At 56.6% G+C, this 14,065-nt stretch carries 11 protein-coding genes; 1 reads left to right on the top strand and 10 read right to left on the bottom strand.

Annotation, left to right across the window (positions count from 1 at the left end; all coding sequences use genetic code 11):
- Nucleotides 1–239 precede the first annotated feature (239 nt).
- Together Q0650_RS05485 and Q0650_RS05480 are read right to left on the bottom strand one after the other, a co-directional pair.
- Nucleotides 240–4,286, bottom strand: coding sequence for a CHASE domain-containing protein (locus Q0650_RS05485; protein ID WP_298816713.1), 4,047 nt, complete (start codon nt 4,284–4,286; stop codon nt 240–242).
- A gap of 226 nt (nt 4,287–4,512) precedes the next feature.
- Nucleotides 4,513–5,001 (bottom strand): flavin reductase family protein, encoded by a 489-nt coding sequence (locus Q0650_RS05480; protein WP_298816709.1) that lies wholly within the window; start codon nt 4,999–5,001, stop codon nt 4,513–4,515.
- 192 nt (nt 5,002–5,193) lie between these two features.
- Between Q0650_RS05480 and Q0650_RS05475 the strand changes: the two genes are divergently transcribed.
- The gene (locus tag Q0650_RS05475; protein WP_298816707.1) at nt 5,194–5,649 is read left to right on the top strand and encodes a hypothetical protein; all 456 of its coding nucleotides are present in this window, start codon (nt 5,194–5,196) and stop codon (nt 5,647–5,649) included.
- Here the strand turns inward: Q0650_RS05475 and Q0650_RS05470 are convergent.
- The 8 genes from Q0650_RS05470 to Q0650_RS05435 form a co-directional block, all read right to left on the bottom strand.
- Complete coding sequence (locus tag Q0650_RS05470) at nt 5,612–5,992, bottom strand: hypothetical protein (RefSeq protein WP_298816705.1); 381 nt, start codon at nt 5,990–5,992, stop codon at nt 5,612–5,614. The genes Q0650_RS05475 and Q0650_RS05470 overlap by 38 nt on opposite strands.
- A 124-nt stretch (nt 5,993–6,116) precedes the next feature.
- Entirely contained in the window at nt 6,117–6,404 is a 288-nt protein-coding gene (locus tag Q0650_RS05465; protein WP_298816703.1) for a YhbY family RNA-binding protein, read from the bottom strand.
- Complete coding sequence (locus Q0650_RS05460) at nt 6,401–7,189, bottom strand: dolichyl-phosphate beta-glucosyltransferase (protein WP_298816701.1); 789 nt, start codon at nt 7,187–7,189, stop codon at nt 6,401–6,403. The genes Q0650_RS05465 and Q0650_RS05460 overlap by 4 nt, the downstream gene beginning before the upstream one ends.
- Before the next feature lie 2 nt (nt 7,190–7,191).
- Nucleotides 7,192–8,148, bottom strand: a complete 957-nt coding sequence (locus Q0650_RS05455; RefSeq protein ID WP_298816699.1) for a glycosyltransferase family 2 protein — start codon at nt 8,146–8,148, stop codon at nt 7,192–7,194.
- Nucleotides 8,145–8,999: a dTDP-4-dehydrorhamnose reductase gene (gene rfbD, locus Q0650_RS05450; protein WP_298816697.1), complete on the bottom strand. Its 855-nt coding sequence runs from the start codon at nt 8,997–8,999 to the stop codon at nt 8,145–8,147. Before rfbD ends, Q0650_RS05455 begins: the two co-directional genes overlap by 4 nt.
- A gap of 60 nt (nt 9,000–9,059) precedes the next feature.
- Nucleotides 9,060–10,562 carry a response regulator gene (locus tag Q0650_RS05445; RefSeq protein ID WP_298816695.1) on the bottom strand — a complete coding sequence of 501 codons (1,503 nt, stop codon included), beginning with the start codon at nt 10,560–10,562 and terminating at the stop codon, nt 9,060–9,062.
- Nucleotides 10,563–10,629: 67 nt separating this feature from the next.
- Nucleotides 10,630–11,055 carry a hypothetical protein gene (locus Q0650_RS05440; RefSeq protein ID WP_298816693.1) on the bottom strand — a complete coding sequence of 142 codons (426 nt, stop codon included), beginning with the start codon at nt 11,053–11,055 and terminating at the stop codon, nt 10,630–10,632.
- A 452-nt stretch (nt 11,056–11,507) separates the two neighbouring features.
- Nucleotides 11,508–14,065 (bottom strand): SdrD B-like domain-containing protein (locus tag Q0650_RS05435; RefSeq protein WP_298816691.1); only part of this gene is annotated, 2,558 nt, incomplete at its 5' end.

Below are 14,065 nucleotides of genomic sequence, written 5' to 3'. Positions count from 1 at the left end.
GTAAAATGGCGCGTCCCTCGCAACAAAGCTGGTTGTGGGGCTGATACGTCTGCGTAGTGACGCCGGTGACGAACGTTACAGCAATCGCTGCACTCACTCGTAGCGAAAGCGTGGTAGCCGGTGAACAAGGATCATTGCCTGGTGTTACGCGAGGGCTGTGACGGTAGCGCCGAAATGGCCAGACCGGCTTTTACCTTATGTCTGATTGTAGCACATGCCTCATACCAATATCCGTGGAATTATATTGCATGTTGCCGTTGTTTGAGGAATCGCTCGATCCGCTCAACCAGATTGCGCAGCCGCACCGGTTTGGCCAGATAGTCGGTCGCGCCGGCCAGCAAACATCGTTCACGGTCGCCAGGCATGGCCAGCGCAGTCACGGCAATGATCGGCGTGGTCGCAAACTGCTCATAGGCGCGCAACTGCCGGATGGCCTCCAGACCATCCATTTCAGGCATCTGGATATCCATGATGATCAGGTTAGGTATCCATTCGACAGCCATCTGGATGGCTTCACGTCCATTGCGCGCTACCCGCACCTCATACCCACGCGCCTGGAGGTATTCGCTCATCGTCATCAGGTTGAGTTCGTTATCTTCGGCCAACAGCACGCGCGCTCCGAGATGAATGTCACCCGTTGCTGACGGTCGCGCCGTTGTGATCTGACGCAATGCTTGCTGTACCTCCATCCGATCGATTGGTTTTACCAGACATGCTACCGCGCCGGTTGACAGACCGCGCTCTACCTCATCCGTCTCTGCGACCAGGATGACCGGAATGTGCTGCAATTCGGGATCGTGTCGAAGATCGGCCATAATCTCCCATCCCGACCGATCAGGCAATTGCAGCTCGAGGATAACCAGATCGGGATGGAGCGCCGCCACCTGCGCAACTGCGCTTTGCCCGGAAGAGCAGATCACCGGTTGAGTCTGCTGCTCTTCCAGATAACGCGCCAGTTGATCGGCTGTCGTTGCCGATGCTGCAATCACTAGCGCCAGTCGGAGCGGTGGAAGCTGACTCTCCATCGGCGATACGACCAGTCCTGACGTAATTGCCTGATATGGCAACGTAACCGTAAACACGCTGCCTTTATTCACTTCGCTGACAACTGCGACACTCCCACCATGCAGATCGACGAGCCGTCGAACCAGCGCCAGCCCCAATCCGGTGCCTTCGTGATGACGACTCAAACCACTGTCGAGCTGAACGAAGGGTTGAAACAGTTGCTGTAACCGGTCGGGGGCGATACCAATCCCGGTATCACTCACGGTAAAGGTAATCGTACCCTGCGCCACATCAGTGTCAACTCGCAGCGTCACTGAACCGCCTGCAGGGGTAAACTTGACTGCATTGCTGAGTAGATTGACCAAAATCTGTTTGAGACGGCGAGGATCGGCCAGAAAACGCGCCTGCGGCTCGGCAAGCTGGAGCGTGAGCCGGATCTGTTTCTTCCTGGCCTGCTCTCTCACGAGAGTCATGCTCGCTTCGCAAATATCACTGAGCGCTACCACTTCTTTGATAATATCCATGCGACCGGCTTCGATTTTAGCCAGATCGAGCACGTCGTTGATCAAGGTCAGCAAATGGCGACCGCTCGTTTCAATCGTCTGAATCGCGGCGCGCTGCCGTTCATTCAGCGGGCCGCGCAACTCTTCCAGCATACTCTCGCTCAAGGCCAGAATGGCATTGAGTGGTGTGCGCAATTCATGACTCATATTGGCCAGAAATTCATCCTTAGCCCGCGCCGCGCGCCCCAATTCGGCATTGGCCCGACTCAGCTCGGCAGTGCGTTCGGCTACCCGCCGGCTCAACAGATCGCGCTCAGCCTGTAGTTGCAATTCGGCCACGCGCCACGCCGTTACATCGCGCACAATCGCAATCGCTTCATCGCCAACCGGAATGGCCTTAATCCGCGCTTCGAAATAGCGCTCTTGACCATCGATTGTCAGTTGATAAGAAAAAGCCTGCAATTCACCACTGGTGAAGGCCGCATCCAGCGCCGCGCGCACCTGCCGGCTAAGCTTTTCGTCCAGCGCAACTTCCAATGGTCGGTTCAGAAACGTTTCCGGTTCGCTCAGCAGCTTCACACCCGCCGGCGACTCCACATCGATAATCAAGCCTGTTCGGGTTAACCGGAAAACAATGTCAGGCAGCGCGCTGACAATCATATGGTTGCGCTGCTCACTGGCCCGCAACTGCTCCTCTTGCCGACAAACGGTAATTCCAAAAGCAATATCCTGGGCCAGCTCATCAAGTAAGCGCAGCTCTTCTGAGGTGAAAAAATCTGGTTGATCGGCATATAAACCCAGCGTGGCATATACCTTGCCCTCCACAATCAGCGGAAAGCTGGCCAGCGAGCGAAAGCCACAACGCAACGCCCATTCCCGCCAGCGCACGGCTCGCGGATCGGTGGCAACATCGTCGATGATGCACGATTGCCGGGTCAGCCACGTTTGAACCATTGGACAAGAACTATCTTCGGTCATGCGCGCGCGCAACGCGCCAGCACAGTCTTGCCCTGCGCCATCGATCGCTACCGGTTCCAGATAATCACCATCTGCATAGCTTTGTCTGACCCCGGCCCACGCCAGCCGAAACTCGCCCTCTTTCACTGCAATCTGGCAGGCTGCCTGCAAGATTCGGGCCGGATCGCGTTCGCGAATGATAACCTGATTGATTGCGCTCAATAGCATGTATGTGCGGGTAAGTCGGCGCTGGCGCGCTTCATGGCGCTGGCGCTCATTGTAGAAGATGAAGAAAACAACGACGCTGGCAACGGCGACCACTGAGCGCGTGATCACATCCCAATTAAACCAGAACCTCGGATACGTCGCTCCCGGTCGCATTGCCAGCAACCATGAGCGTTGGTAACTTGCCAGCTCAATTCGCGCGCTGGAATCAGCCAGAAATGCAGTTGGATCAGGTGGAACCGGCAATGTCGGCGCCGCCGGCGCCAGAAAAGCGAGCAGGCGCGGTGGTGTTTCAGTCTGATCGAGCAGCATGATCTCAAGATCAGGCGCCTGAATCGGGCCAAGCGCCTGCGCCACCAGCTCCTCCGGAGACACCAGGAGCAAGACCACACCGCGAATCCGTTCGCGACGCTCGCTGACCGATTGCGGTAACGGTCCCGACGTATAGACCGGCGTGATCAACAATACTGACGGTGAAACAACATTACCGGTATACGGTCGGATAGCCTGAGTCATCACTGTCCGACCACTATCACGAGCCTGCGCTAACGCCTCGCGACGGATCGGCTCAACCGCCATGTCCATTCCCAATACGGGACGCCGATCGGCAAACGGCTCAGCGTAGGTGAGCGGGTAGTATTCGTCACGATCTGCTGCGACCGGCCCATACGCTCCAGGCTCGCGAATGGCAAAGTCAGGTATGCCCGTCTCTTGAATCTGGCGCTCAAAGGCTAACCGTTCTGCTCGCGTTACTCGTGGCGCCCAACCGACTGACTGCAACGCCGGCAACTGGTCGAACAGGGCGCGCGTAAAGGTCGTGAATTCGTGCTGTTCGACCCGCTGCGAGGCGGCAATGAACGCGCGAACACTCTGTATTGCTTGCTCATAGCGAATCAAGCGATCATTGACCAGGCTGGCAACCTCACGGGCATCGATTTGCAATGCAACGGTGTATCGTTGCTCAGCATCACGCCAGATGAGTTGGAGACTGAGCAGCAGCAGTGCGAGTAACAGACTGCTGATCGGCCACAGCCATAGATCAGAAACGGCGCGTTTTTGCCAGTAGTAAAACCCAAACACAATCCACGGCGCGAGTAACAAGGTTCCGGCAACAAAATTGAGCCACCACTGAAGCGCCGCCAGCGGCCAGACAAACGCCAATTGCACGCCAGCTATTGCCATCGTCGCGGCGCCAACGAAAGGCGCCGGCAATACGGCCAGCGTCAACAAACCACTCACGCGCAAGACGCCGGGCACGTCTGTCGGCGGGAATAAACCACCAAATCGACGCACCAGCAGATCAATAAGCCACGCCTGCCCGGTTGCGCTAACGGCAAAGATCAGGCCAATTATCAGAAGGCGTTGGTCATTGACGCCCAATTGCCAGAAGACAGCGCTATATCCTGCCAGAGCGCCACCGAAAATGACCGGTAACACCCGACGCCCAAACAATAGCGCACTTCCTGCCGCAACTCCTGCCGCGAACCAGACGAGCGGCAAGCCGCGCGTCACCAGGATCGGCTGAGCGCCTGCCCAGATCAGAATGGCGTATATAAAGCCAAGGCCAATCAGGGCGCGTCGGCGAAAATGGGTCATCGCCGCCAACTCCAATCGTCACACCAGCACGCAACCGCATGCCCACACCTACTATCGTAGCACGCTGACCAGATTCGCGCTAGCGCAGATGAGCGCGCGCTATGGCAATCAGCGCTGGTGACAGGCTAGCGCATCGTTGTGAGGCGTACCCGGTGAAATTGGCCCGGCGGTAGCCAATGTCGATGCCGGCGCGTCGTAGCGCGCCGGCAGAAGTCGGAGAAGCAGTTTACACCAGCGAAGATGAAAGCTCGGCCAGATGGCGATAAGCGCCGCCAAAATAGAGCAATGGATCGCCATCGGCGGCGCGGCGTAGCGCAATCACGCGCCCCAACACGATCAGGTGATCGCCGCCATCGAGGATCTGATCGCGCTGACAGACAAGCGTGGCGAGACTATCGCTCAACACTGGCGCTCCCGCCATTTCGGTCAGCGGAATGACAACCTCAGGGTGCGGTTGGCCGGCAAAATGGCGCGCAATTGCTTCCTGGTCAGAACGAAGAATATTGACTGCGAAATGGGTTGCTGTGCTGATAACCGGTGCCATGCGGGCGCGGCGGTCAACACACACCAGCAAGAGCAACGGATCGAGTGATACAGATGTGAGCGAATTGGCCGTCATGCCCCGAATCTGGTCGCCGTCACCGGCGGTAATAACGGTGACACCGGTGGCAAAGAGGCCCATCGTGGCGCGGTATTCTCGTGGATCGATAGCCATGTAACAGCTCAATTAATTTCAAAACATTATCCTTTTATAAGTATATGCCGATTCGGCTCAATCAGGCAAGGCAACAACCGGTCATCTCTTTATCCACAATATGCGAAACGGTTGTCGCGACGCCATCTCTGTGCTATGCTGTATAGAACAGGCTGCTATCGTCAGATCGGTTTTTGAGGAACAGGTGCAACGATGACCATCACTGATCGCATGCTCACCGGCGCTATCGCCAACAATCCCGGCAACTACCACGGCGATGGCGAGTGGCGTTACTCGATCACCCAACGCACACTCTACTTTAGCAAAGCCGCCGCCCCCGATCCACGCGATCAGGAGCCCTTCTTCCCGCTTCCAGCGCTCAACCCCGATGGCTCAGGACGGATGGAGCGCGCATTCCGTCAGTTTATCCGGCGGCGCTGGTCACCCAGCCGATGCGCAGAACTGGAAAAATTTGCCGAGCGCAGAGGCTGGCATCTGGCAATGGAGCTAAAGTATGGCGGTGGCGCGCTTGAAGATCACGAGGCTGCTGAGTGGCAGTACGTAGTCAACCGCGAGTTGCAACGCCTGGCGGCTCAGGTACGCGCCCGTATCGCCGAACTCGAGGCGCAGACTACCCAACCTGACCCGACACCTGCATCTGGCGGGTAATTGTCCAGCCTAACCGGCGGTAGACCAGAGTCGCCGTGATGGTGTAGGTTTCACCGACCCGAGCCGTTCTGATTAACGGTACCTCAGCCTCGAGCGCCTCGCCGTCAACGGTAACACTCCCGGTTGCGCCGCCGGCAAACTGCACATCAAAGACAACATTAACGGGCCGAGCGCCAGCGCTGTATCCCCAGCTCAGATTGGCATAGACCGGCCCGATCCCGCTCAGACTGGTCACACGCGGATTGCGCAAACGCGCCGCAATGACCGCTCCCCGCACAGTCATTATTGTGACTACCGACCAAAACGAGATCCAGAACCCACGTTGCAAAGCTTTCGTATTCATAGCAGGCTTTCCATACGATAGACCCGACAGCAACCTCAGAGATCGGGCAAGGCGACCGCCAATCATTGGCAGCATTTGCCCTCGATCCAGGCAAGGCGAAGCTTCCACACCTGCTGAGCAGTGTCTAGAGATGAATCCGGCGCCGGGTTGGATCGGTGTGTTGTCGATAGAAAATGGCAGTATGGCCGATGATCGCAACCAGGTCGGCGCCGGTTACCGACACTATTGTTTCAAGCAGATCGGCTTTTTCATCTTTATAGTCGATAAAACGTAGCTTGATCAGCTCATGCGCATCAAGCTCTTGTTCGACCTTCGACAGAATATTCTCGGTAAGGCCGTGCTTGCCGATCATCACTGTGACCGGCAACGAATGGGCTAACCGACGCAGATAAGCGCGTTGAGCAGGGGTCATCGCGGCGCAACCTCCTCAATCGGAGCGGATGTAACATCGTAGCGACCACAGAGATCATTGAAACGAACTCGCAACACATCGCGCAGATTGCGCCACGAGTCGCGGAACGGATTAACTTTTGTTTCGACGCCGTAGCGCCAGGTCACCGGAATTTCAGCTATTGGGTAGCCACGGCGTTGAGCCAGAAAGAGTAATTCGACATCGTAAGCAGTGACGGCAGCGCCGCGCACGATCGGCGCATCATCGCCATAGATGCGCATCCGGCGAAACAGATCGCGCGCCACCTCGCGGCGCAACGCCTTAAAACCGCATTGAGTATCATTGATACCGCGCAAAGCAACCAGCCAGATGATCCAGTTGAAGACGCGCCCCATCACATGACGGTACCAAGGCTCGCCTTCTCGCGACGCCCCTACGCCTTCCCGCGACCCAATGGCAATTGGATAACCGGCTTCAATAGCAGCGCGCAGGCGCGGCCATTCTTCAATCGGCACGGCCAGATCGGCATCGCAAAGCAAGATAATGTCGCCCCGGGCCGCCAGCGCGCCGGCTCGCACTGCAAAGCCTTTACCGCGATGATCGCAACGCAACACTGTCACGCCAGGGAAAGATTGGGCAACCTCGCTTGTGCGATCATCGCTGCCATCATCAACAACTATCACCTCACTGCCGTATGGTTCTGTGGCTAAAAACGCGATAATTGCCGCGAGCGTAGCCGGCAGCCGCCGCTCTTCGTTGTATGCTGGGATCACAATCGAGAGGAATGGTTCGCTGTTGTTTGTCATGGCTATCTCTGTACTGGCGGCTGGCCAAGTGCCAGGGCTGCCGTAACCATTGCTGACTCTTCCGGCTCTGCCGAACGACGAGCCAGGAAGCGGGGCAATGCGCGCAAACCGGCAAGCTGACCGCGCAGACGAGCGCGGGCTGCCGGCTCACGAATGTGGAGTAAACTATGCATTGCAAAGCGTGCCTGGGAAACGAGCAAATCCGGCCAGTGTCGGCGCGCCAGCGGCGCCGGCATATTCTTGGCCCAGACCAGCGGAAAATTACGCCCACAATAGTAACTGGCTAACACCCCACCCCCGCTGGCACTCAGGCGATGGTAGACCACAGCAGTCGGAACAAAGATGGTCCGCAAACCCTTACGTCGCGCGCGTAGATTGAGATCAACATCCTCACAATACATAACCAGTTCTTCGTCGAATACGTTGCCATCTTCCGCCAGCAGATCGAGCGCGTTCCGCCGGTAAGCGGCAGCGCCGGCACACGGACCAAACACTTCCACGTAGGCATCGTACTGGCCGCGATCAAACTCCCAAACGCCACGGTTGCCCGGTTCACCGTTGATTCGATAGAAATCCCCAGCAGAATGCAACACATCACGTCGGTCGAATAACCGCAATTTCGAGGCAGCAAAAGCGAATTGCGGCCAGCGTTCGAGCGCCCCGATCAACGCTTCCAGCCAGCGCGGATCGGCCTCGGTATCGTTGTTGAGCAAAGCCACAAATGGTCGCTGCGTTGCCGCCAGCGCTGCATTGACTGCGGCGGCAAAGCCACGATTATGCGGCATTACCAGCACCTGCGCTTCAGGGTAACGTGACCTCAGCAACGTAACCGAATCGTCCGTGCTGGCATCGTCAACCACCGTTACGACAAAATCGCGCCGCGTCTGCGCCCGCAATGAGTCGAGACAGGTTGGCAGCAATGCGCTGCCGTTGTAGTTGGGCACAATAACATCGATCATAGCAATGCAGACTCGCGTCGCAAACGAGAAAGATAATCATCGAGCGCAGCCTGCCACGACCGGAACGTGATACCGAGCGCCGCTCCGGCGACATTGGCCAGCGGCGTGTAAGGCGGCGGCGTGCTGTCACGCTGAAAATCGCGCAACCGGATCGGACGCATCGACACCTCTATTCCGGCTTGCCGCGCAATCTCGGCGGCAAAATCGTAGCGCGAACAGATGCCATCGTTGACAAAATGATACGTGCCGTAATAGTCGGTCGTAATCAAGCGCGACAACCCCTCTGCCACATCAACGGTATACGTCGGACTCCCAATTTCATCAGCTACCACTCGCAATCCATCGGCAGGCGGGTTAGTCGCCAATCGCAGCACTGTGCGGACAAAATTGCGCTCGCCGCCAAACAGCCAGGCTACCCGCACGATAAAGTGGCGTGGCCACAACGCGCGCACTGCCTGCTCGCCGGCCAGTTTGCTCTGACCATAAGGATTAATCGGACGAGGCAGATCGTCTTCCAGGTATGGCCGCTGCGCATCACCGGCAAACACTTCATTGGTGCTGATATAAACCAGCGCCGCGTCAATTCGACGGCAGCCAAGCGCAACATAGCGAGTTCCCAGGCCATTGACCCGGTATGCCAGCAAGGGATCGCGCGCGCATCCATCGACGTTCGTATAAGCAGCAGCGTGGATCACTACATCAGCGCCAGTGGCAGCAATCTGATCGGCGGTTGCCGGTTCGGCCAATTCAAGCTGGTCGTGACTCAAGGCCACAATCTCGTGATGATCGGCCAGCGCCGCAATCAGGGCGCGGCCCAATTGCCCATTTGCTCCGGTAATGGCAATTCGCACGTATCGGCTCCTTCGCTGCAATGAACCGGCTTTACAGAGTAGCAGAAGAGCCGATCAGCGTCAACTTGACAGCTCCGTCAAGCCAATCACTGAGCCTTGCGCTTGCTCCTCAGCGAAGGGGATGCGCAGCTCAACGCAAATGCCCGGTCGGTCGGGCCGATTGCGCATTTGATAGCTACCGCCAACTGCCAGAATAACCCGCGCCACCTGCGCTAGACCCAACCCCATGCCTTCGACCTGTCCGGTGAAACTGCGCTCGGCCTGATAATAAGGTTGCCAGACCTTCCGTAATTGATCGGGCGGCAAATGGATGCCATCGTCACAGAAGATCAAACGCACCTGATCGCGCGCGAGATCGGCATCGACCCGCACCGTTACACCTGGCGAATGATTTGGGTGAAACTTGATAGCATTTTCGCACAATTCCCGCAATACTACTTCCAGACTGCGACGCGAAATGCGTAAACGTCGTGTATCAAGCGCTGGATCAAGATAGACGCTGACCGTCTGCATACCTAAATCCTGGCTGAGCGATGACAGCAACGTGGGTAAATCAAACACTGTACAGGTATCCATGTGATGGGCATCACCAGGACTACGCACATAATGCAAAATATCATCAATCGCATGTTGCAAGCGATGCGCGCCACTTAACGCGATTGAGGCAATATTGCGGGCAATCGCGCGATCGATCTGATCCATATTGTCGTGTAAGATGTTTAATCCGCCAATAATACTCACCAGCGGCGTGCGGAGTTTATGCGAAATCACGGTGTGAAACGTCCACATATCACGTTGCGCGGTAATTTGCGCCGTGACATCACGGATCGTCACGACAATTTGATCATCGACTGGATGAACGACGGCGGTCTCAACACTAAGCCACTGTTCGGCGCTGCGCAAGGTTTCGGGATGCACAAGAAAACGTTGAAGATCGGTTGAATCTGGCCAGTTCTCCCATGCCTCCGGCGGCGCCAGTCGATAACGATGCGCGGCCAGCGCGCGAAACGGCTGAGCCAGCGGTTCATCAGCCCCTAGACCAAGATAGATGCGCGCGCGGGGATTGGCGTAGACAATCTGATCGTTGCGATTGATGATCAGATAGGCATTGTCAGATTTCTCTACTACCCACTCAAATCGCGCCCGTTCAGCATTAACCCGCGCCTGCTCATTGAGGAGTCGTCGATAGCGGTTGAGCCGCAATACCGTGTTGATGCGCGCCTGTAACTCACCAGGATCAAACGGTTTGGTAATGAACTCATCAGCGCCGGCCTCAAAACCACGCAACTTGGCTTCGCGATCATGCAAACCGGTGATCATAACAACCGGGATCTGCGCCAGTTTGGGATCGTCGCGCAACAACCGACAAACTTCAAACCCATCCATATCCGGCATCATCACATCGAGCAGGATGAGATCGGGCTGGTACTGGCGCGCCAATTGCAAGGCCTGATCACCGCGTTGCGCAGCGAGCAGGCGGAGATTCAGATGGGCCATAATTTCAATGAGCAGCAATCGCATCTGCTCATCATCATCGACGATAAGGACAATGTTTTGCTCCATGGTTATATCCTACCACGGAGCGGTTACCATTGGTATAAAAAATGATTGATTCGATCGCTTGCCATGTCTAAATTGGCCCAATATCTCCTCGCGTCGACCGCACAATACTCAAAACTTCTTCATCGCTCAGTGGATTGCCATTCTGTTCCCACCAGCGACGATACCAGCTCAGGTTGGCGGTAAAGCCGCGAATGACCTCATCGCGATTCAATGGCGGCACTTTGCGCCGCAATGCTGCGCGCGCATCTTGCCGGTCTTGCTCAGTAAGGTCAGGCAATGAGTCTAGAATGCGATCGGCGCGGAGTAAAAACAACTCTCGTTCAATCGTCGGAAATTCCCCCCCGATCTGCCGGATATTACCGAGATAGGCAATTGTGCGCTGGCGCGGTTGGCCGCGCTCATCACGATAACTTTCGACCAGATAAGCATCATAGAAGTTGGTATTGGCTATCTCGGCATTTTTGTGCCGCCGTACTACCCAGCGAATGTACATAACGCTGGCTCCTCGCACTCATTGTCCGATCTCGTGTCAGGTGTTTGCAGCGAAACCAGGGTCAGAACAGGCAGTGGTGCAGAGACCCTCTCTTATCGTTTCACCAGTGTACTGACCCTTGTCAGACAAGTTGCAACCAGAGTCTTCCGGCTAGCTGCTTCTAACCTGTTTAACTGTAAATGGCTATTTTTATTCTTGTTTGCCTATTATACCATACTGTGACGCTTTTAGCATGCATTTTTTGCATAGAAGTCAAAAAATTGTCTGAAAAACGCTCTCGCTGGTTTCGCCAGTCGGAAATACCAGTCTGCCAGGACAACACCTGCGCTATCGCCAACCCCTTCAATCACCACTTGCTTCCGGCTTGATACTCTTTAAAATCTGATCGCCGCTCCTCATGCAATTGTGAGGAGCGGCGATCATTGCTGACCGGGCAGTTTCATCGCGCTTTGCTAGCGCAGAATGATCGGCACCAGCACGCGATGAGTAAATTGCACTGCTGGACTGTGCAGCATAAACTCGTTGCGATCGCCATCGCTTTCCAGTTCGACCAACCAGTAGTAGTAGGTCGTTGCCGACTGCGCTGTTCGGTCAAACCACTGATAACTCGCTCCGCTTCCTGCGCTGCCCTGTGCCGGTATTGGCAGCGTGAAGAGCGGCGTTGCTTCAGCGCGATCGTTACTGACGCCACGCAGGATCAGGAAACCAACCGTATCGCGCTCGCTACCGGTTACCCAGCGCAACACAACACCGTTGCCCTGCCGCTCAGCAGTAAAGCTGAGCAACGTGATCGCCGTCGGCGGCGCCGGCTGATGAATGCCCGCCCACCAGCTCATATCGCTCTCGCCACTGTCAATTGTAAAGACCGATGTGCGGCTGGTATTCGGATCAACATTGCTGTCACGATTGTCATCGTTACCTTGCGCCGGCGCACTGAAGAGCCAGCCGCCTGGCAATATGAACTCCAGGTAGTAGCTCCCCGGTGGCAGGTCAGTGAAGAGGTAGGAGCCACTGCTGTCAGTCACGTCAGTGCCAACCAATGTCCCATCTTCCCGGTAGAGATTGACGATTACACCACTGACCCCCTCTTCACCACTCTCGGCAATACCGTTGGCGTTGAGGTCATTCCAGACCCGATTGCCAATGCTGGCCGGTTGGTAGAGGCCGGCGTCCCACGTCAGGTCGCTCGCGCCGCTGGTCAGCGTGAAGGTCGTCGTTGACCCGCTGAGCGGATCAAAGTCTGAATCGATGGCATTATCGCTCCCACGATCCCTGCCTGTGACCGCATAACCGCCCGGCACATCCAGCGTAATCTGGTACGTGCCCGGCACGAGGTTCTCAAACCGATAGCGCCCGTTACTGTCAGTGGTAGTCGTCAGGTTGACCGTCTCGCCCGCACCGGTGCTACCAACCAGGGTTACGGTCACTCCTGCAATGCCCGACTCGCCGTCGTCTTGCGCGCCATTTCCGTTCAGATCCAGCCAGACTCGATCGCCGACACTGGCCGGTTGGTAGAGGCCGGCATCCCACGTCAGGTCGCTTGCGCCGCCGGGTAAGAAGAACGTTGTCATTGCGCCATTCAGATCACTGTCTGAGTCGGCACTGTCATTCCCACCTCGATTGGCTGCTGTGACCCGATAACCTGTCGGCACCTCGATTGTTACCTGATAGGTTCCCGGTTGCAAACCATCGAAGCGATAACGCCCATCATCAGCGGTGGTTTCGCTGCGATTGACGCTGTTTCCATCGATGTCAGTGCCGACAATCCGCACCACTACGCCTTCGATTCCCGGCTCACTGGCATCCTGGACGCCATTACCATTGACATCAAGCCAGATCAGATTACCCACACTGGATGGCAGCACGAGACCGGCATCCCAATCCTGATCAAGCGCGCCGTTGACCAGCGTAAAGGCAGCAGTGGTTCCATTCAACGGATCGACATCTGAGTCAAGCGCATCGTCGCTGCCCTGATCGTTTGCGGTGAATCGCCCACCCGTCGGCAGATTGCTGAAGACAAGGTAGTAATCACCCGGCGTTAGTTCAGCAAACTCGTAGAAGCCATTACCATCGGTCTCCCGGGTCGCGATGAGCGCATCGTCAGCGGTGCCGGCAATTCCGTCCGTTCCAACGTGGTAGAGCGTAACTGTCACATCGGCCACGCCTGGCTCTTCCGTCTCCTGGATGCCGTTGCCATTCTGGTCATTCCAGACCAGATCGCCAAGCACAGCCGGATGGAAGATACCGAAATCGATCGTCAGGTTGCTATGGCGACCGTCACCGTCAACCGCCATATCTGGCTCGGTATCGGGCCGTAAGGTAACCAGACTGCTCACGATGTTGAAGTCTGATTCGGTACCAGACTGACGACTGCCATTGTCGTCGTTATCCTGATCGCTATTGGCGGCAACACCCGGCTCGTATGGCCCGCTGCCCAAAGCCAGACCGCCAGAGCTGCTGCGATAACCGTTCCACGGTGAGTCGGCTTCGAACTGTCGGCCAGGCAAGACTACAAAGTAGTCACCTTGCGGCAGGTTAGAGAAGCGATAGCGGCCATCACTATCGGTCAAGGTCGTCGCTACCAGGTGATCGGTCGTATCCCACAATCCGTTGGCATTGCTATCGCGGTAGAGACGAACTTGAATACCGCTTGCGCCCTCTTCTCCGCTGTCAACAATGCCATTGTTGTTCGCATCTACCCATACCAGGTTGCCCAGGCTGAGTAAGGGATAGAGACCGGCATCGCGACTCAGATCGGTCTGATTGCTGCTGAGAACAAAGCTTGCCGTCTCGCCAGCAGCATTGACCACGTCGCTGTCGCGATCATCATCGCTACCGCTATCTGCCGGACTGAAGGTCAGGCCAGACGGAAGGTCACTGAAGCGAATCTGGTATGTGCCCGGCGCGAGGTTATCAAACCGGTAGAAGCCGTTCGCATCGGTCGTCGTGGTCTGATTGACCGTCACCCCCGCGCCGGTCGTGCCGCTCAACGTCACCGTCACCCCTTCGA

The organism is uncultured Chloroflexus sp., from assembly GCF_937129525.1.
Classification (GTDB): Bacteria; Chloroflexota; Chloroflexia; order Chloroflexales; family Chloroflexaceae; genus Chloroflexus.
This window is presented reverse-complemented; position numbering and strand designations above follow the sequence as displayed.